The organism is Streptomyces sp. NBC_00683 (assembly GCF_036226745.1).
Taxonomy (GTDB): Bacteria; Actinomycetota; Actinomycetes; order Streptomycetales; family Streptomycetaceae; genus Streptomyces.
In genome coordinates this window covers 119,715-138,379 of sequence record NZ_CP109013.1, presented here as the reverse complement: position 1 = coordinate 138,379, position 18,665 = coordinate 119,715, and the positions used below count along the sequence as shown (strand labels likewise).

14 protein-coding genes and 2 pseudogenes are annotated in these 18,665 nt (G+C 68.9%); 8 read left to right on the top strand and 8 right to left on the bottom strand.

The window, feature by feature from the left end; all coding sequences use genetic code 11:
- Nucleotides 1-275: 275 nt before the first annotated feature.
- Both OG257_RS00720 and OG257_RS00715 read right to left on the bottom strand, forming a co-directional pair.
- A complete protein-coding gene (locus OG257_RS00720; RefSeq protein WP_329204039.1) occupies nucleotides 276-1,370 on the bottom strand; it encodes an NUDIX hydrolase in 1,095 nt (364 codons plus the stop codon).
- 648 nt (nucleotides 1,371-2,018) lie between these two features.
- Complete coding sequence (locus OG257_RS00715; protein ID WP_329204038.1) at nucleotides 2,019-5,528, bottom strand: M28 family peptidase; 3,510 nt, start codon at nucleotides 5,526-5,528, stop codon at nucleotides 2,019-2,021.
- A 133-nt stretch (nucleotides 5,529-5,661) separates the two neighbouring features.
- Between OG257_RS00715 and OG257_RS00710 the strand changes: the two genes are divergently transcribed.
- A complete protein-coding gene (locus OG257_RS00710; protein WP_329204036.1) occupies nucleotides 5,662-6,621 on the top strand; it encodes a LysR family transcriptional regulator in 960 nt (319 codons plus the stop codon).
- A 142-nt stretch (nucleotides 6,622-6,763) separates the two neighbouring features.
- Here the strand turns inward: OG257_RS00710 and OG257_RS00705 are convergent, their stop codons facing one another.
- Entirely contained in the window at nucleotides 6,764-8,002 is a 1,239-nt protein-coding gene (locus OG257_RS00705; RefSeq protein WP_329204034.1) for a PucR family transcriptional regulator, read from the bottom strand.
- A gap of 170 nt (nucleotides 8,003-8,172) precedes the next feature.
- On the opposite strand from OG257_RS00705, the gene OG257_RS00700 reads away from it, so the two are divergent.
- Entirely contained in the window at nucleotides 8,173-9,585 is a 1,413-nt protein-coding gene (locus OG257_RS00700) for an alkyl sulfatase dimerization domain-containing protein (protein WP_329204032.1), read from the top strand.
- 2 nt (nucleotides 9,586-9,587) lie between these two features.
- Nucleotides 9,588-10,934, top strand: a complete 1,347-nt coding sequence (locus tag OG257_RS00695) for an MFS transporter (protein ID WP_329204030.1) — start codon at nucleotides 9,588-9,590, stop codon at nucleotides 10,932-10,934.
- Between the two features lie 374 nt (nucleotides 10,935-11,308).
- Here the strand turns inward: OG257_RS00695 and OG257_RS00690 are convergent, their stop codons facing one another.
- Nucleotides 11,309-12,532, bottom strand: a complete 1,224-nt coding sequence (locus OG257_RS00690; RefSeq protein WP_329204028.1) for a Fic family protein — start codon at nucleotides 12,530-12,532, stop codon at nucleotides 11,309-11,311.
- Nucleotides 12,533-13,053: 521 nt separating this feature from the next.
- Nucleotides 13,054-13,893: an SDR family oxidoreductase gene (locus tag OG257_RS00685; protein WP_329204026.1), complete on the bottom strand. Its 840-nt coding sequence runs from the start codon at nucleotides 13,891-13,893 to the stop codon at nucleotides 13,054-13,056.
- A 92-nt stretch (nucleotides 13,894-13,985) separates the two neighbouring features.
- On the opposite strand from OG257_RS00685, the gene OG257_RS00680 reads away from it, so the two are divergent.
- Complete coding sequence (locus tag OG257_RS00680) at nucleotides 13,986-14,441, top strand: winged helix-turn-helix transcriptional regulator (protein WP_329204024.1); 456 nt, start codon at nucleotides 13,986-13,988, stop codon at nucleotides 14,439-14,441.
- A gap of 154 nt (nucleotides 14,442-14,595) precedes the next feature.
- Here the strand turns inward: OG257_RS00680 and OG257_RS00675 are convergent, their stop codons facing one another.
- Both OG257_RS00675 and OG257_RS00670 read right to left on the bottom strand, forming a co-directional pair.
- Entirely contained in the window at nucleotides 14,596-15,090 is a 495-nt protein-coding gene (locus OG257_RS00675) for a GNAT family N-acetyltransferase (protein WP_329204018.1), read from the bottom strand.
- A 197-nt stretch (nucleotides 15,091-15,287) separates the two neighbouring features.
- The gene (locus OG257_RS00670) at nucleotides 15,288-15,839 is read right to left on the bottom strand and encodes a hypothetical protein (RefSeq protein WP_329204016.1); all 552 of its coding nucleotides are present in this window, start codon (nucleotides 15,837-15,839) and stop codon (nucleotides 15,288-15,290) included.
- A 93-nt stretch (nucleotides 15,840-15,932) separates the two neighbouring features.
- Here OG257_RS00670 and OG257_RS00665 point away from each other — a divergent pair.
- A pseudogene (locus tag OG257_RS00665) lies at nucleotides 15,933-16,175 on the top strand (helix-turn-helix domain-containing protein); the annotation flags it as partial.
- A gap of 26 nt (nucleotides 16,176-16,201) precedes the next feature.
- On the opposite strand, the pseudogene OG257_RS00660 reads toward OG257_RS00665, so the two are convergent.
- Nucleotides 16,202-16,339 (bottom strand): annotated as a pseudogene (locus tag OG257_RS00660) (IS5/IS1182 family transposase); the annotation flags it as partial.
- Between the two features lie 74 nt (nucleotides 16,340-16,413).
- Here OG257_RS00660 and OG257_RS00655 point away from each other — a divergent pair.
- From OG257_RS00655 to OG257_RS00645, 3 genes are all read left to right on the top strand, one after another.
- Entirely contained in the window at nucleotides 16,414-16,944 is a 531-nt protein-coding gene (locus OG257_RS00655) for a GNAT family N-acetyltransferase (RefSeq protein WP_329204014.1), read from the top strand.
- Nucleotides 16,945-17,164: 220 nt separating this feature from the next.
- On the top strand, nucleotides 17,165-17,314 hold the full coding sequence (locus OG257_RS00650) for a hypothetical protein (RefSeq protein ID WP_329204012.1): 150 nt from the start codon (nucleotides 17,165-17,167) through the stop codon (nucleotides 17,312-17,314).
- Between the two features lie 118 nt (nucleotides 17,315-17,432).
- Nucleotides 17,433-18,530, top strand: coding sequence for a barstar family protein (locus OG257_RS00645; protein ID WP_329204010.1), 1,098 nt, complete (start codon nucleotides 17,433-17,435; stop codon nucleotides 18,528-18,530).
- Nucleotides 18,531-18,665: the final 135 nt, after the last annotated feature.

Genomic DNA, 18,665 nt, shown 5'->3' with positions numbered 1-18,665 from the left:
CCGGCACTAGGTGTGCGTACTCAGCCGGTGCGGCGATCAGGTGCGGAGGCGCACTGTGAGGTTCGGCCGCGGGCATACACCTCTGTCTCGGCGAAAGTGCACTCCGCGTTTCTTCAACCAGGCTCCTTTGTCAGGCGGTTCATGAGGTCATGGGGCTCTGACCGTGATCAATCTTGAGGTCCGAAGCGAGACCGGCACGATCGAAGCGGTCGGCCCACCGCCTTCCACGGACCGGATCGGCCGGTTTCAACGGCTTGATCCGATCCCGCGTTGCATCAGCGACGACCAACGCTGGTGAGTTCGGTGATGGGTTGGAGTGCGGCCCGGGGGAGACCGAGTTGCCGGCGCGCCTGGTGGACGGCGGCGAGCTGTTCGGCAGACGACGGTCCCCAGTCGAAGAGTTCGGTTGCCTGTTCGGGGGACGCCAGGATGCGGGTGTAGGTATGGCCTGTCGCCGGATCCGGCGCTGCGGTGCCGACGCTGGTGAGCGCTGCCGCGTAGCGCAGGTATGCGCGCCGCACAGGGGGATCGGTGACGTGCCCGAGGAGCAGCGGGCTCTCGAGCTGGACGGCTGCTTCCTCGTTCGCTTCGCGGCGCAGGGTGGACACGGGGTCGCCCCGGTCCTGCTTCTCGGGCGTGCCACCGGGCAGGAAGGCGGTTCCGGTGCCGGGTTCGAGGAGGACGAGGACGCGCCCGTCCGGGGCGAACAGCCATGCCCACACCTGGGCCAGGGCGAGCTCGTGTGGGGCAGGGCCCTGCTTCCAGGGGTATCGGTATGTGGGGCGGGCGGTCTGCAGGACTGCGAGGCGGTCGAGGACGCTGGGGGCGATCGGATGGCCGTTCTCCAGAAGGACCGTGCCGGCAGCGTTGATCCGGGCGCGCAGCGCGGACAGGGCTCGGCGGGCGTCGGCCGGGGAGAGCAGGTCGGGTAGCCGGGCCGGCTCGACGAACTCGATGCCGGTGATTTCGCTCGGGGGCAGACGGATCTCGGCGATCCGGTCGTCGTCCCAGGTGCCACCGTCGAAGACGTGCAGAAGCTCGCCGGGAAAACGCATGACCGCAGGTGCGTTCACGGTGTCGGTGGAGACCCAGTCGACGGCCAGGCCCCGGTCGATCCGGACGACGATTCCGAGTTCCTCCACGAGCTCGCGCCCGGCGGCGTCGGCGGGAGATTCACCCTTGTCGACGGCACCGCCCGGCAGGAGGCAGGTGTCGCGGTAGTCGACGTGCTGGATCAGTACCTTCCCGAGCACGTTCGTGATGAGTACGGAGGTGCCGGCCCACAGTGCGGCCGACGCGCGCAGGTTGCCGTACTCCTCGTCGGTCATCGTGGTGCCCGGCGGCTCGTCGGGGGCAGGGGTCGTCGTCATGGTTCTCCTGTCAGGGAAGGGGGATGGTGCGGCAACGGGGTGTCATGCGGTGAGCCGATGGCGGAAGCCAGGGACAGCCATCGCCGTGAGCCCAGGCACTGAGCCTTTGCCTGCCGAGGGGGACACCGTCCGGGCCGTGCACGATCACACCGATCCCGTGGGCGGCGTCCGTCGGGGGTGGAGCGCTGGTGCGGGGGCGGTCGGAGCACTCGGGGGCGGTGGCCTGCTGCTCGTTTGGAACTCCCGAGGCAATCATGGGTCCCCCTCCATGGTCGTCGAGCGTGTTGTTCCCGGGCTCAACGACTGAGTCGCAATTTCGAACACATGTGTTTCGGTCGGTTCTGAAACCCCGAGATGGAGCGGGTAATGGTGCGTGAGGATGCATGGACCCAGCCCTCGCAACAGGTCTGCGGAGTAGGGAGGTTGGCCGAATCGCCGACGATGGGGCATCGCGCGGGCCGAGGCGCTCCACCTCGTCGAAGATGCCCTGGACGTCGGCCTGCTGCCTTCGCCAGGCCCCGCTTCTCGGCGGCAACCTGGCGGGAGGATACGAGAGTCGGGCTCCGCACAGAGCGGACCGGCGCCCGCCCGGGCCATGAGGCCCTGGACGGACGCCGGTCATCGGTCATCCGGTCGTGCCGCGGAGGATCAGCTCACCTGGAGGGTGACGTCGTCCACGACGTACGAGGTCTGGAGGGACTGGTCCTCCACGCCGTTGAACTTCAGGGTGACCGTCTGTCCGGCGAACTCGGAGACATCATATGATTTCAGTGCGTATCCGGTGTTCGCGTCCAGGTTCGACAGCGTCGCCAGGGTCCGGCCGCCGACCGACACGGTGAAGGTGTCGTAGGCGACGCTCTCGGTCTCGTCGGTGTCGATGTGCAGATAGAACGACAGTTGGTGAGTGGTGCAGCCCGACGGGATCGTCAGCGACTGCGCGGCGCTGTCCGTGCGGGCGGTGCCCCACCCGTTCAGCCAGGCCTTGTAGGACCCGCCGTGCGATGGCTGGCCCGCCTGGTTGGTGATGACGCCCGAGGTGGCGGTCCACGGGCTGGTGCCGCTCTCGAAGCCACCGTTGACGACGAGTTGACGTGCGGTGCAGGTGCCGCCGCCCCCGCCGACGGTGAGCGTGTAGGTGGTGCTGTGGCTCACCGTTCCGGAACCGGTGACCGTGAGTGTGTAGGTGCCCTGCTGGGCGGCGGCCCCGATCTGTACGGAGAGGGTCGAGGAGTTGCCCGACTGTACGGAGGACGGGCTCAGTGTCGCGGTCACGCCGCTCGGCGCGCCGGAGACCGAGAGCGCGACGGTCTGTGCGCTGCCGCTCAGGGTGGTGGTGTTCACCGTGGAGGTGACGCTGCCACCCGGTGCGGCGCTGCCGGAGGACGGGCTGGTGGAGAGGGAGAAGTCCTGTGCCGGGACGTCGCTGCCGACCGCCTGCTTCCAGACGGCGTACGCGACACCGTCCGCACTGCGGTCCAGGACGGTCGCGTTGATGTTGTTGGTCGTGTCGCAGGAGCTGTGGTAGCAGGGATCGTAGGCGGCGTTGGCCGTGCCGCCCCACTTGGTCGCCTGTGCCGAGGTCTTGCGGGCACTGGCACCGGCCGCGTACCCGGAGGTGGGGATGCCCGCTGCCTGGAAGGACGCGTCGTCACTGCGTCCCTGGCCCTCGACGTTCTCCTCGGGTGCGAGGTTCAGCGAGGTCCAGTACGCCTTGAGCGGGGCGGAGGTGGTGGAGTTGACGTTGTTGATGAAGTAGCCGGCGTTGGTGGAGCCGACCATGTCGAAGTTGTAGTAGCCCTTGATCGCTGTGCGCTGGGCGCTGCTGAGCTGGTTGACGTAGAACTCCGAGCCGTTGAGGCCCTGTTCCTCGTCCGTCCACCAGGCGAAGCGCACGTGCTTCGTCATGGTCGGGTTCTTCTGCGCAAGGACGAGCGCGTTCTCCAGCAGGGCCGCGGAGCCCGAGGCGTTGTCGTTGATCCCGGGGCCCGCCGCCACACCGTCGAGGTGCGCGCCGAACATGACGGTCTGGTCGGCGGGGCCGCCGGGCCAGTCGGCGATGAGGTTGTTGGACGGGTAGGTGCAGGTGGAGCAGTTCTGCTCGGTGACGGTGTACCCGGCAGCCTGGAGCTTGCCCTTCACATAGGCGAGCGACTGGGTGTAGCCCGCGCTGCCCGCCCGTCGGTGGCCGCCGTTCTGCGCGGCGATCGTACCGAACTGCGCCAGGTGCGCCTGGACGTTGGCGACGGCGATGTTCGGCGGGTCGGTGCCCGGCTGTGTGCCGCCGACGTTGAGCGTGTAGTCGACGGTGTGCGCGAGCGAGGTGCCCTGCCCCTTGATGACCACGGTGGATGCGCCGGGCGCGGCGGTCGTGGCCGCGGAGAGGGTCAGGACCGAGGACTGGCCGGACTGGACCGTGGCCGGATTGAAGGAGGCGGTCACTCCGGAGGGCAGGCCGGTGGCGGTGAGGGTCACCGACTGGGCTGTGCCTGTTGTGGTGTTGGTGACCACGGACGTGGTGACCGAGCCGCCCTGCTGGACGGTGCCGGCCGAGGGGTTCAGAGCCAGGGAGAAGTCGCTGTTCTGCCCGGTCGGCGTACAGGTCGGGTCACCGGCCTGGGCCGGCACGCTGATCGCGTCCCACGCGGCCTTGGTCTTCTGGAAGAGCCCGCAGGTGGCGAGGTCGAGCGACTTGGCCGAACTCAGTGTTGCCGTGCGGTACTTCTTGTAGGACATGCTGCTGGTCTTGAGCAGCATCCCCCCGTAGAAGACCTTTCCGGCGTTCTGGATGCCGATGCCGGTCAGGGTGGTCTGGTTGCAGGTGGTGCTGCTCGGCTTCCCGCCGCCCGGGTTCGTGCCCTCGGCCAGCAGATAGAACCAGTGGTTCAGCGGTCCGGCCGCCGCGTGCACCTCGGTGCCGGGTATCGCGGAGCTGTAGCAGGCCGGGTCGTTGTTGACGGCCGGCGGGTTGTACATGTTCCTGATCGGTCCCCGGCCCTGGAGGTTGATCATCTCGCCGACGGTGTAGTCGGGGACGTCGTACGGCGAGGGCTGGTTCATGTAGGCCTCGGTCAGCGCGCCGAAGATGTCTCCGGTGCCCTCGCCGAGTCCGGACTCCTGACCGCTGGTGCCGCCCGGGGTGGTGGTGTCGATGGCGTGCCCGTACTCGTGGGCGACCACGTCCGCCCCGGCGATCCACTCGTTGGCGCTGTTGCGGCCGATGGTGACCTGATTGCCGTCCCAGTAGGCGTTCATCTCGGGCAGGCCGACCTTGGCGGGGAAGGTGCGGCCACTGCCGTTGACCCCGTTGCGGCCGAGCCACTGGCCGAGCATGTCCCACTGCTTCTGCGCGGCGAACATGAGGTCCACGCAGCCGGTCTCCTTGGATGTGGGGTTCCCCGTGCCCCAGGAGTCCGACGACTTCGAGAAGACGGTGCCCGTGCTGTAGTCCGCACAGCTGAGACCGGCCCGGTTGGGGTCGCGGAGGCTGTAACTCCCGCCGGAGTTGGTGGTGTCGATGCTGATGGGTCCCGGACCGTTCCACTTGCTGGTGCCGCTGCCCGCGGCGACCTCGTCGTGGGTTCCGACGACCTTGCCCGTGCGGGCGTCCACGTAGACGTGAAGTCTGCTGGGCGCCTTCTTCGTACGGCCGGAGAGGACCGTTTCCCAGGCAAGGGTCTGCCTGCCCTCGTCCAGCCTGACGACCAGCCGGCTGCTGCGGACCTTGTCGACCTTCGCCAGTTTCGCCCGCGAGACGGTTTCGGCCTTCTTCGCGGTGACGACCGGATCGGTCGCCACGTCGATCCGGGTGGTGGACGCCGACTGCAGGGCGCGTACGTCACCGTCGCCGTCGGCCAGCACTACCGCGTCGCCGCCGACGACTGGCAGACCGCGGTAGCTGCGCTCGTAGGCGACGGAGTAGAGGCCTTTCACCCACGGGGTGACGAGGCGCCGTTCGTACTGTTCCTGCGAGGAGTTCACCAGGGAGTCGAGACCGCTGTCGACGGCCCGGTCCGCTGCGGCGACCGCCCGCGAGAGCGGGGTCGTGCGTGCGTCGGCGGCGGTGCTCGCCGGGACTTCTGCCTGCTGGGCGACCGAGGTGCCTGTCAGCCCGGCGAGCATGGCCAGTGTCAGGCCGGCCGTCACCGTTCTTCGTTTCATCGGGGCTCCAAAGCGTGGGGAGGCTGGTTCTTCGCCGCCGAGTATGGGCGTGAGCATGACCAGTCAGGGACATCCCGCCGGGCATAAGACGCGAGTTATGGTGCGACGGCGGCACGCTGCGTACGCTGCTGAAATGCAGCTGGAACTGAGGCATCTGGAGGCCGTCTGCCGGATAGCGGAGGCGGGCAGCCTGGGTCTTGCGGCGCGCCGGCTCGGGGTGTCACAGCCCGCGCTCTCCGCGCAGCTGCGCAGGATCGAACGGGTGGCGGGCGGCGAGCTCTTCGTCCGCACCCGGCACGGGGTGGAGCCCACGTCGCTCGGCCAGTTCGTGCTGGGAAAGGCCCGCCGGGTGCTCAACGAGATGGACGCGCTGGGTGCGGAGTCGCGCGCGTTCGTCACGGGCAGGCCGCTCCGGCTGGGCTGCATCCTGCTGGTGCTGGTCGACGGATTGCTGGAGCAGACGGATCTGGCCATGTCGGGGCAGGAGATCACCGTCGATCTGGAACACTCTGCGACCGCACTGCTCCGTATGCTCGGAGCAGGGAAGTACGACGCCGTCGCGTACGGAGAGGTCAACGCGCACGAAGTCCCGCTTCCCGGCGGGGTGATGGCCAGGACATTGATTCCCAAGGAACCGTTCTGCATCCGGATGTCGGCCGAACACCCCCTCGCGGAAAGGGAGGCCATCGACCTCGCGGACCTTTCCGGCGAGTCGTGGATGACCCTGGTCGAGGACGACGACGGCGGCCCCGAAGCACTGGTCGAGGCCTGCGCGAAGGCAGGCTTCGTTCCGTCACTGCGCTACCGGATCACCGACCGCAAGATGCACTACGGGCTGATCGCCGCGGGCCGCGCGATCTCCCTCAGCCAGCCGACGGCCCCGTACGCCCAGGGCACCGTCCTGCGCCCCCTCGTCGGCACGCCGATCACCGGCCGTATCCGCCTGGCCTGGAACCGCTCGACGGTCTCGGCAGAGCAGGCGGAACTCCTGTACCGGGCGGCAGCCCGCGCGTACCTGGCCAATGTGGACAACAACCCCTTCCACCGAACCTGGTGGGACGCCCGCCCCGAGCTGCATCCGGCACTCGAATAGGGCGCGCGCCCCTGTCGCAACGCGGAGCGGTTTCACTGGGGCGGTCAGCCGTAGCCATCGTTCGGAGAAGGGCGGCGGGCAGGTCCAGCAGAGACTTTGCCCGGGTGTCCAGTTCAGCCGCCTTACCCTCATCTTCTGGGTCTCACCCGCTGGCGTTGCTGCGAAGCAGCAGGGCGGCGAGTGCCAGGGCGTTACCGCGGGGGGACGTGATGTCCAGGCCGGTGAGTTCGGTGATTCTGGCGAGTCGGTTGTCCACCGTGTTGGGGTGGAGGCCAAGGCGCCGTGCGGTGGCGCGGCGGTCGTGCCGGTGTTCGATGTGGACTCGCAGGGTGTCGACGAGGTCGGGGCGGTCCTCGATGGGGCTGAGGAGGGCGGCGATGCGGTCACTGCTCTCGTCGCGCCGGGACAGGTGGTATTCCAGCAGGACGTCGTCCATCACGTGGAGCCCTGGGGGACGGCCGCAGGCACGAGCGATCCGGACGATGTCGGCGGCGGTGCGGGCGGCGTCCTGAACTTCCTGGGCAGTAGCGGCAGGGACCGCGGCCAGTCTGACGCCGTTCCCGCATACCTGCCTCAGCGAGGTGCACAGTTTCTCGCAGGTACGGAGGCCGTCCTTGTCATCGGCCGGCTGCGGAATGATCACCTGGCCTCCCTCGACGCCGAGCAGTGACACGGCCCGGGTGTCCAGGCTGCGGTCGACGAGGGCCTGGATGCGACGGACCAGGCGCCGGTCCGCGACCTCCGTTGTCGCCGGACCCTGCTCCTGCGGCAGGTGCAGATGTACGACGAGACAGGGGCCTTCGAGGCCCAGCTCCTCGAAGGCGCGCTGCGGAGGCACCGAGCCGTCCAGCAGTCCGCGGACCAGACCGCGATGGTGCTCGCGGCGTTCAGCCGAAAGCGCGGCCTGCTCCTCGACGTAGGTTTCGGTCACGGCGCCGATGACGGTTTCCTGGCCGCGCAGGAGGAAGTCGACGAGTTCGATCAGCGCGCCTGCTTCTTCGTCGGTGGCCTCGTCGCGGAGGGCCTGCCACAGGACGTAGACGCCTGCAGAGTGGCTGCGCAGAAGCGTGTGCAGGGGCATGCCTTCCTCGGCGCGCTGGGCGGCCCGTTCGCGGAAGAGGCTGTAGTCCCCGACACGTCCCTGGGGGTCTTGTACGCGGCGCAGGAAGAGACGCAGGCCGTTGCGGACCGTCGCGGCGACCTCAACGTCCTTCACATCGTCGGGAAGCTCGGAGTAGCCCGGCAGCCGTTCGAAGGCGTCGCGGGCCATGCGGCGGGCGAGCTCGTTGACGCGGCTCTCGCAGCGCGCGGCCAGAGCCTGCGCGGCGGGGGACGGCGCAGGATACGCGGTGCGGCGCTCGGGCAGCGGATCGCTCGGCACGAGCTCTCCCTTCCGAAGTGGCTGTGACGGATCACAGGGTCGGTTGCTTCCGGCTGTGAGGACGACGGATGTCCAGCCGTTCGCCTCCGGCGCAGACTCTACGCACATCAGCGGGCCGCCACGGTGGGCAGGGCGGCGGCCCATGGGCGATCGCTAGGGAGCCAGAAGCTATGACAGACCACAACTCCAGCGGCTACATGGCGTACGCGGACCGGGTCTGGTCCGGCGAGGAGACGTTGCTGGCCCACTTCACGGGTGAGTTCGCGGGCGGCGGTCTCGTAGCGGTCGGCGAGCGGACCGGGTTCTTTCCCGCCTTCGCGAACGTAGCGGTGTTCGACACCGGTGACGGCCTGGTCCTCGTCGATTCGGGAGACTTCCGTACGGCTGCCCAGCTGCACGCGTCCGTGCGCGAATCCTCCGCGGATCCGGTGAGCGGCGTCGTCTACACCCACGGTCATGTGGATCACGTCTTCGGTGTGGCGCCGTTCGACAAGGAGGCGTCCGACGCCGGCAGGGGGCTCCCCGAGGTCTTCGCGCACGAGGCGGTGGCGGCGCGCTTCGACCGCTATCGGGAGACCGCCGGGTACAACACGTGGATCAACCGCCGCCAGTTCGGTGTCCCGTCCCTGCAGTGGCCGACGGAGTACCGCTACCCCGACACGACCTACCGGGACCGGCTCACCGTGCGCCGGGGGGAGCTGACCTTCGAGCTGGTGCATGCCCGCGGGGAGACGGACGACCACACCTACGTGTGGATCCCGGAACTGCGCACCCTGTGCACCGGCGACCTGTTCATCTGGAACTCGCCGAACGCCGGCAACCCGCAGAAGGTGCAGCGCTATCCGGTGGAGTGGGCGCGGGCGCTGCGCGACATGCAGGAGCTGGACGCCGAAGTGCTGCTCCCCGGCCACGGGGTGCCGATCCTGGGCTCCGACCGCATCCGACAGGCGCTCGGCGACACGGCGGAACTGCTGGAGTCGTTGTGCGCCCAGACGCGGGACCTGATGAACGCGGGCGCGCGCCTGGACGAGGTGCTGCACGGCGTGCAAGTCCCTGCGGGCCTCCTGGAGAAGCCGTACCTGCACCCGGCGTACGACGAGCCGGAGTTCGTCGTACGCAACCTCTGGCGGCTGTGGGGCGGCTGGTACGACCAGAACCCGGCGAACCTCAAGCCTGCCCCCGAAGCGGCGCTGGCCGCCGAGCTCGCCGACGCGGCGGGCGGCGCGCAAGCCCTTGCGGAGCGGGCCGAGCGACTGCTCGGACGCGGGGAACTGCGTCTGGCGGCGCACCTTGCCGAGAGCGCCGCGCTGGCTGCACCGGCCGACCGGGAGGTGGCCCGGATCCGGGCCGAGGTCTTCGGCCGCCGGGCCGAGCGGGAGACCTCGACGATGGCGCGCGGCGTCTTCAACTGGGCGGCTGCCGAATCCGCAGCCGTCGCCGAGGGCACGGACCTCGCCACCGAGCTGACACGCAGCGAGGAGGGACGGCGGCGGGCGGCGGGAGCGATCAGCGTGGGCGTCGTCGACGATGACAGCTGCGGTTGCGGCGTGCCCGTGGACGACAGCACCCAGGACGGGGTGTGACCGTGGAGTCGACGAATGCCCCAGCAGGGCACGCGGGCACGGTGACCGTGGCGCCGGCCGGTCGGCCGGCGTGGACGACCACCTGGCTGCTGCTGGGCTTCATGCTGGTGAACTTCGCCGACAAGGCCGTCCTGGGGCTGGCCGGCCCGGAGATCATGAAGGAGTTCGGTCTCGGTCGGCAGGAGTTCGGAACCGCCCAGGCCGCGTTCTTCAGCCTGTTCTCGCTCTCCGCGGTGGGCGTGTCGTTCCTGACGCGCAAGGTGCGCACATCGGTGCTGCTCCTGGCGATGGGCCTGCTGTGGTCGGTAGCCCAGCTTCCGATGCTCTGGGCCGCGGCGGGCTTCGGGACGCTGGTCGCGACGAGAGTGCTCCTCGGCCTCGCAGAGGGGCCCGCGGCGCCGGTGGCGGTCCATCACGTCCACGGCTGGTTCGAGCAGCGGGAGCGCACCCTGCCGACCGCCATCCTCATGGTGGGCGCGGCGGCGGGAGTCGCGGTGGCGGCACCGACCCTGGGGGCGGTGATCTCCCACTTCGGCTGGCGCTGGGCCTTTGGAGCGGCGGGACTCGCCGGGCTGCTCTGGGCTGCGGTGTGGGCAGTGAAGGGCAAGGAGGGGCCGCTGGCCCCGCCCGTGGGCCGCCGCGCACACATCGCGGGAGGGGAGCCCGGATATGCGGAGGTACCGCTGCGGTCAGTCTTTCTCTCCGGCACGTTCATCACCGCGGCCTTGGGCGCGTTCGGGGCCTACTGGGTGATGAGCGCCAAGCTCACGTGGCTGCCGGACTATCTCCAGACGGTCGTCGGCTGGGACCTCCAACAGGCCAGTGCCGCGGTCGGCGGGGGCGCTGTCGCCAACGGCGTGGTCCTGCTGGCGCACGGGCTGCTGGCCCGCCGGGCCGCCCTGCGCGGCACCGGTGGAAAGCTGCCCGCCGGCGCGGGTGCCGGTCTGCTGCTGGTGGCTTCGGCGGGCGCGGTGACCGTCTTCGCGACCGTTGACGCGCTCTGGATCAAGGTCCCGATGATGTTCGGCCCGATGGCTCTCGCTCTGGTCATGATCACTGTCGCGCAGACGGCAATCGCCCGGATCACGCCGCCCTCCCAGCGCGGTGTCGTCCTCGGCGTCCTGGTGGCGGTCTTCGCCCTGGGCGGGATCGTGTCGCCGCTGGTCCTCGGCTGGATCGTGGACAGTGCGGCGAGCGCCACGATCGGCTACCGGAACGGCTGGCTCGTCACGGCCGTGCTGCTGCTGGGCACCGGCTTCCTGGCGGCCCTCTTCATGCGTCCGGAGAAGGATGCCCGGCGCCTCGGCGTTCCGGAGTCCCAGGCCGCCGGGGTTCCGGTCAGCCACTGAAAGGGTGGCCCGGCCGCACGGTCAGGCCGGTCCTGTTCGGCCCACGACGCGGCCGTCATGACCACCGTCCTGATCGTCCTCGCCGCCGAGTACTTCCGAGACGCGGTCACCGGTCTGTCGGGCTGAGCGCGCACAGCTGTCACGCGGGCACCGGGCTTCAGCTGGAAGCCGCGTTTCGGCGACGAGGTCCCCGAACCGAGTCGGTCGCGGAGCCACGTCCAGGACTTCTCGTGACCGGGCAGAGCAGCGGGGATGCTGCCGGAGTTGAGGAGGCGCAGGCGTAAGGGTCGCTGTACGGCTCCCCGCTGGCCTGCGGGCCAACTATCGCGCTCAGTCGTCAACTTGCGTGCTCAAGCACCAACTGTCGCGCTCGCTCAGTTCGGTGCGAGGCCGGGGGAGGTAGCCGTGCGCCGAGTCTCGGTGAGGTGGATGTCGATGTACCGGGCGAGGATCAGAGGGTCCTGTGGGTTTCCGGCCTGGAAGGTGACGCGGCGGAGGAGGGTGACACCGTTGAGCGCTATGCCCTCGCGGGCGAGGACGAAGAGCAGCGCGAGGAAGGCCGACCGGGCATTGCCGTCGTCGAAGGGGTGAAAGAAGCAGATGTCGAGATAGGCGCGGGCGGCACGGGCGGTCAGGGGGAGGGGCTGCTCACTGTCCATTGAGCTCTCGGCCAGGCAGGCATCGAGACGGGCGCGGGTGTCCGGGCCGATGCCGTAGCGTTCCCGGCCTCCCTTGGCGAAAGCCGGTGAGCTGCGGAACAGCGGCGGGTGAGGTGTGTCCAGGACGTGCTGCTGCCAGCCGCGGAGCAGTTCGAAGTCGAGCGGGGCGCCGCGCGCCGCGTCGGCCCGCATCAGTTCCAGAGCGCTGATCAGGCCCTCGGCGCGGGCGGAGTCCACGGCGCCGTCGAAGGCGCGGATGTCCTCCGCTGCGCCGTCGCGGGATGGGGTCACGGGTACGTCCGCGCCGGTGTCCGGGGCCTGCTGCCACGGCACGGCCTCGCGCACCGCGAGCCAGCGCTCGAGGTGGTCCGGCGTGGGATCGGCGGAGCGTGTGCTGTCGTCCGGCCGCAACGACAGGGCGAGCTGCTCCGCGATGTCCTCGACGAGCACGATGTCCGGGCCGGTCCAGCTCAGGAACCGCCCGCCGATCGCCTGGTCGACCAGATCCCGTGCGGCATCGGGTTCGATTCCCCAGCGGCTGAGGAACCACGTGAGCACCTGGTGGCAGTGCCCGTGCCAGCCGCTGCCGCAGCCAGTACGGTCGGTCACCTGCAGGATCAGATTATGAGCGGCGCGTTCCCACAGGATCCGCTGTTCCCCAACGTCGGCCAGATCCAGCGGGTACGCCTCGATCCACCCAGCGAGGCTCTCCAACCATCCGCGCCACTCGCACAGTGCGGCGACGACACGGGCGAGCGTCTCCTCCGGGGTGGTGATCGAGTCCCGCGGACAGCACCAGTTCCCCACGGGCCCGCCATCGAAGTCCCCTTCGTCGTGCGCCCAGCGCCAGCCCACAGTCCAACGACCGTAGTGCTGGACAAGGGCGTGAGACATGGCGTCGGCCCACAGCGTGGCCTCGCCGTGGCTCCAGGCGCTCATCGCCCGGTCGGCAAAGGGGACATCCGGGCGGCGAGGCACGCACCTGGCCGGTCCGAGCGAGTGCACCACCTGTACTGCCGACGCGCTGTCGAACCGATGACGCGCAGGGTCCACCTCGTCCCAGCTCAGAAAGCGAGGAGCCAACTCAACGATCACCGCGCCAGCCTGCCATGCCCATCCGGTACCTGTTCAAGTGGATTTTCTCCAGGGTCGTCGACGTAGACGAAGAGCTTCGGATGCTCGGGGGTCCCGAACACCTGCCACGCCCCGGGTCGTACTCGCGCCTGGGTAAGCCCGTGGAACGAGAATGCGCCCCGTTCACCTGGACCGAAACAGCTGAAGAGATCCTCGCCCCCCTCGCCCGCTCCTGCCAACGGATCTCCGGTGCAGGAGATCAGTAGGACCCTGTCAGGTCGCTCCGCCTCTTGCGTCTTTTGGGTGGTGGTGGACGGTGACGCCATGGGGCCGCCCCGTGCGGCCGTAGTCGTACGAGGCTGCCCGGCCTTCAGCTGAGTTCTGCCTCAGCGAAAAGCGGCGATGCTACGGGCGACCCAGTCGTTGAAGGGGCGCGGAGCGCGACCGAGGACTCGTTCCACGTCCGAACTGATCCGCAGTTCGGCGGGGTTCGGGGCGGAGATGATGTCCAGGGTGTCGTCGGCGAGCTCCGGCGGCACGAACTGGGTCATCGCGGCTTTGGCCTCCTCGCGGGTGAGTTCGTGGAACCGCACCGGCGAGCCGAGCACGGCGGCGATGGCCTCCGCCTGCTGACGGGGCGTGATCACCTCGGGCCCGGTCAGCTCGAAGATTCCGCCGGTGTGCCGGTCGTCCAGCAGGCAGGCCGCCGCGACTTCGGCGATGTCCGCAGGGTCGACGACCGGAACCCCGACATCGCCGAAGGGCGCGGCGACCGTCCCTTGCGTGCGGACGGACTCCGCCCACGCCAAGGCGTTGGAGGCGAAGCCGCCCGGTCGTAGGACGGCCCAGTCCAGGCCGGACTCTCTCAACGCGTCCTCCACCGCGCGCATCGCGATCCGCGACGGGCCGAGCGGCCTGGTCGCCACGCCCTGCGAAGACAGCAGGACGACTCGGCGGACCCCACTGGCAGCAGCCAGGTCGATAATGTCGGTCGGCCTGGCTTCGGGGGCGTGCAGGTCGCCGGACAGCAGGAGGAACAGCGCCTTCGCCCCGTCCAAAGCGGGCATGAGGCCCTGCGGCTCGGCCAAGTCCGCGGGCACGTGCCGGACCCCGTCCGGCAGTGCCGCCGCGTGCCGTGACACCGCCGTCACCTGCTCGCCCGCCTTGGCCAGGGCCTGCGTCAAAGGCCGGCCCACATTTCCGGTAGCCCCGGTCACCACGATCATGTTCAGCTCCTAGTCCGTTGTGCGCTACGGCAATTGACGCTAGGAGGCAGGCTTACTTTTCGTAAGAACATACCCAGAGGTAAGCTCCGGACATGAGGGAAGGCGCGCAGCTGACGCAGGCCGAGGCGGGCACTCGGTATGAGGTGTTTCACACCGACTGCCCTGCACGCGACGTGGTCGACCACGTGACCAGCAGGTGGGGTATCTGGGTGCTGATCTCCTTGCGGAGCACCGACCTTCGGTTTTACGAACTGCGCGACAGCATCCGGGGCATCAGCGAGAAGATGCTCGCTCAGACACTGCGCGCACTGGTCCAGGACGACCTGGTCTGGCGGAAGGTCGAACCGACGACGCCACCCCAAGTCACCTACGGGCTGACTGAGTTCGGTCAGGAAGTCGGTGCGCCGCTGACGGACTTGTTCGACCGGATCACACAGCGGCTGGCAGCCAGCGGAGCGTCCGCGACGGAGGGCTTGAGCGAAACAGGTCAAGCGAAGCAGCTGACCGCCCCAGGCCCTCAACAGCTTCATCATCTCGACGACGAATAGTCACCCTGACAGCAGGAAGGTTCACGCGTCCCCCCCAGCACGGACCAGTGGCAGAAAGGCCGCGCCACCAAGACACTGTCCAGGGGCTGGATGAGTTGCCGGATACCGCTTTGGGCTGCCGCCTCGCCAAGCTGAGATCGCTTCACCTCATGGCCTATGGCTGGAGGCCGCGCTGGTACCAAGTGCCTGACTTGCCGCCGAGATCGGCCGGGGTGGCCGGGCCAACCGGAACGAACCCGGCCTTGGCCAAGACTTTCAGGGACGCGGCGTTGTCGTGGGAGGTGGCGGCCCGCAATGTGCGCAGGCCATGCCTCGCGGTCGCCATCCCGCACAACTCCCGGACGGTCGCGGTCGCCACGCCGCGGCCGGCGACCCGCTCCGCAACCCGGTAGCCGAGTCTGGCAATGCCGTCCTCCAGGTCGTACAGGTTGAACCTGCCGAGCAGCGAGCCGTCCTCGGCGACGAGCACGTAGAAGGCGCAGATGCCGGCCTCCTGCTCGGCCAGCGAGGCGTTGTACCGGTCGGTGAACCGGTCGAAGAAGTCGTCGCCGCGGTCGGAGATCGAGGCAGCGAAGTAGGCGCGGTTCGCCAGCTCGAAGGCCAGGACCGCCGGGGCGTGGCAGGCATGCAGCCGCTTCAGCTCGGGCATCGCCCGACCCTACCCAGATCGTGCGCTGAGGCCACCTGAGTTTCCGCCAGCGGCAGACAGCCCCAAGACCAGGGCACATGACGATCTACAGCTGGCGTATTGGGCCCCGTCCGGGCGATCACTGAACGTGCCTACGGGGTGTCCCGTAAATGATCTCGGCTTCGAGTGCGGAGTGGTCTGCAGAACTGGCGAGGTGCTCAGCCGGTGGTTCGTGCGGTGTCCAGAAACTGGGCAAACTCGGCGAGGGTGTGGAAGTCGTTCTCCCGTAGGCCGATCCGCGGGTTGACGTGGTGGAGGAGCCCGGGTCCTTGGTGGTGGGCGGTCACGTAAGTCTGATCCAGCTCGCTCTGCTCGTCGTCCACCCAGGCGAAAGGACGGCCGCCTGCGTAGTCCACCAGCGGTCGGGTCTTCCAGTGGACTCCATCAGAGCGTTCTTGGAGCAGGGCGTCGCCGAAGTCGACGAAGGGAAGTTCCGGGAGGTCGAGGACCGGTGCGATCCACCGGTTGGCATCGTCCATCCATGTGGTGGCCCAGCACAGCTCGAAGCCGAGCTGGAGCAGGATTCGTCCGTGCTCTGGGTTGAGCCAGACACGCAGGGGGCGTCGTCGGGACGATAGGCCCGTGCCGTCCTGATGGGCTTCGTTCCGGGGGACTCTGAGTGTGGTGTAGCCGTCGGGACGCCTCTCCGGCTGGGCTGCATAGGGGTTGAGTGGCCCGTCCACGTCGAGGAACAGCAGTGGTCGGTTCACGGTTTCCCCCGGTCTTGCGCACTGTGGACTGCCCCGATCAGCGTAGCTGGGGGACTTTCTCGGCATGGAGCCAGCCTGAGTGATGTTCATGATGTGGCGAGTGTGATCACGGCATCGGAACCGTCCTGGATAGCCCCATTCGCGGGGCCGAGCCCGCGCAGCTTCGGCAAACTACTGACCACGCTGCGCAGCTGTGGAGCAGATGTGGTCCACAGAGGCCGCCCGTGGAGTTTGCCGCTGGAGGACCGGGTACTGCTGGTCACGGCCTACTGGCGCACCAATCTGACGTTGCGGCAGCTCGCTCGGCTGTTCGGCGTCACGAAGTCCACGGCCGGCCCGAGTCATCAAGCTTGTGTGGTCAATCATGTTCGGACCCTGGTGGTGAGGGCTGCGGCGGTTGCTGTGCCGAGGTAGACGTAGCGGCGCTTGTCGCAACGGGTGGCCACGGCCCGGTGCTGCTTCAGTCGGTTGATGGCCCGTTCGACGGTGTTGCGTTTCCGGGGTGTTGTGATGGGCGGTGCCCGGTCGGGATATTCGCTGGTCGCCGCTTGTCGATGGTGGTCATACTGCCGCGATGGATCCAGTGACTCTCGAGACCGACCGTCTGCTGCTGCGGGCCTTCGCACCTGCCGACGTGGATGCGGTGTACGAAGCCTGCCAGGACGAAGACATCCAGTTCTACACCCCGGTGCCGGTGCCGTACCGGCGTGCGGACGCGGAGAAGCTCGTCGGCGAGAAGCTGCCCGCCCAGTGGGCCGAGGACAAGGACTACACCCTCGGCGCGTTCCGCAAGGACACCGGTGCCCTGGTCGGCTCGTACTGCCTGACCCTCATCAGTCGCGGCGTCTGGGAGCTCGGTTACTGGGCAGTCAAGGAGCAGCGCGGACGCGGGTACTCGGTTGAGGCCGCTCGGGCCCTGTGCGACTGGGGCTGGGCCACGCTCGACGTCCACCGCATCGAGTGGTGGGCCATGGCCGGGAACACCGGCTCGCGTGCCGTCGCCGAGAAGCTCGGCTTCACCGTCGAAGGGACACTGCGCAGTCGCAGCATCGCCAACGATGGCAAGCCGCACGACTGGTGGGTGGGCGGACTGCTGAGGCCCTGATGCTCGGGCCGGTGCTTCGCTGGCTGCGTGTGCTCTTCTGCAGGGAAGTCCCCAGCTCGGACGGTTCCCGCGAGAAGAGCCACACCCATTGATCATCGGAGGGCAGCCGTGACGTGGCAGTGGCTGCCGCACGGGTTCTTCAAGTGTGACCAAGAGATGGGCCGGTGCGGCCTTGACCCGTCCTGCCTTCTGCGGCGTCTCGCGTGCACATCTCGGCACTGTGATCGAAGAGTTGGCCGATCTGTGGCTCGCCCGGCGCGAGTCGGAGCTTCGTGAGCGGCGCGGTGCCGAGCGGCAGCGGAAGGCCGGTGCCGGCCCGAAGTACGACCTGGTCTTCACCGACCGCCTGCTCGTCACCCTGGCCACCTAGGCACCGGGCTCCTGCACGCCGCGCTCATCGATGGCACCACCCGCCGATTGGAGTACTCGGCCTCGAGTTGCCCTGACCGGCCATGAAAAGAGCTTCGCGGTCTGCTCCTCGTCCGGGCATGATTTTCACCGTGCATAAGGACGGGGACCATCGCAGGCAGGGACGGTACACGCTGACGGACACAGGAGACGGCCATGTCTGGGGTACCTGTGCCGAGGTCGAGGGACTATTCAGGGAACCGCTGCGCGGGACGTACGAACTGTTCGGCTGGGTCCCCGACGGAGCCGAGGTACGGGGCTGGGTCGGCAGCCGAGTGTGGTTGGTGCCGGAAGACAGGACGCTTGACGCCTGGCTCCTGGAGGACGCGGAAAGCCTCGGCCCATACCCGGGAACGGACGCTCTCGTGATCAATGGTCTGGACGACTATGAGGGCCCGCCCGCGAGCCACAGGGCTCCCGCCCGACTGCACAACGGGTACCAGTGGTTGGGCTCCTGCCGGGAGTTGTCCCGCGTCCTGCCGCCCGAGCACGCAGCGCCCCCGCTCATCTTGCGCGGGTTCGCCCCGGGTGACCGACTGCAACGGGCACTGGCGACGGGCACACGGCGGGCACTGGACCTGGAAGAGGCCCGGCTGGAGATACTGGACGACCGGGGCGAGCTGCTGACCGACCGGCTGCTGCGGCCCAAGGTCCACACGTGGCGCCCGTCCTCCCAGCGGACGGATCTGATCGATCTGGAACTCGGCGGTGAGCACTTCGAACCTGTGCCGAGGTACGCGCGGCCCATCTGGGAGCGATGGCTGGCCGGACCGCCGGACGCCCCTGGCGAGTGGGCAAGCCTCGACACACGGCACCGCGGGGCCTGGCTCGACCTCGTCCGTGAGCGGGGCTGCCGGCTCGAGCACCACGACCGGGCGGCCGGACGCACGTACGAGCTCGACGGCCGACACATCACCGATGAACCGGGCCTCTACCTGGCACTCGGCGAGGCTGTCAACGGACCGGGCGGCTACTTCGGCGGCTGCCTGGACGCCCTCGTCGACTGTCTGCGCGGCAACTTCGGCTGCACCACCCCCGCAACCCTGCTCTGGCGGGATGCCGCAACCGCAGCCGAGTGCCTGTCCCGCGTCTTGGCGCCGGACGGCGAGTCGTACGATCTGGTGGCCACCGTACTCGAGGTGTTGGCCGAGGGCGGGATGTGCGTCACCCTCATGTGAATCGGCGCCTGAAGCCGACCCACGGGACCTTCCGCAGGCGGCCCTGCCGCGACCGGCACCTGGCAGCGCGGCCCCGCAGGAGATCCCGGGCATTCGTGAAACGCCGAAGGCCCACCCTCTTTGGGAACACCTGCC

Bases quoted from the DNA above. Each gene is read 5' to 3' on its own strand.
- OG257_RS00700 (WP_329204032.1), top strand. From the start codon at position 8,173: ATGACAGACCACAACTCCAGCGGCTACATGGCGTACGCGGACCGGGTC.
- OG257_RS00655 (WP_329204014.1), top strand. From the start codon at position 16,414: ATGGATCCAGTGACTCTCGAGACCGACCGTCTGCTGCTGCGGGCCTTC.
- OG257_RS00715 (WP_329204038.1), bottom strand. From the start codon at position 5,528: ATGAAACGAAGAACGGTGACGGCCGGCCTGACACTGGCCATGCTCGCC.
- OG257_RS00685 (WP_329204026.1), bottom strand. From the start codon at position 13,893: ATGATCGTGGTGACCGGGGCTACCGGAAATGTGGGCCGGCCTTTGACG.
- OG257_RS00680 (WP_329204024.1), top strand. From the start codon at position 13,986: ATGAGGGAAGGCGCGCAGCTGACGCAGGCCGAGGCGGGCACTCGGTAT.
- OG257_RS00675 (WP_329204018.1), bottom strand. From the start codon at position 15,090: ATGCCCGAGCTGAAGCGGCTGCATGCCTGCCACGCCCCGGCGGTCCTG.
- OG257_RS00720 (WP_329204039.1), bottom strand. From the start codon at position 1,370: ATGACGACGACCCCTGCCCCCGACGAGCCGCCGGGCACCACGATGACC.
- OG257_RS00645 (WP_329204010.1), top strand. From the start codon at position 17,433: ATGATTTTCACCGTGCATAAGGACGGGGACCATCGCAGGCAGGGACGG.
- OG257_RS00690 (WP_329204028.1), bottom strand. From the start codon at position 12,532: ATGAGCGCCTGGAGCCACGGCGAGGCCACGCTGTGGGCCGACGCCATG.
- OG257_RS00710 (WP_329204036.1), top strand. From the start codon at position 5,662: ATGCAGCTGGAACTGAGGCATCTGGAGGCCGTCTGCCGGATAGCGGAG.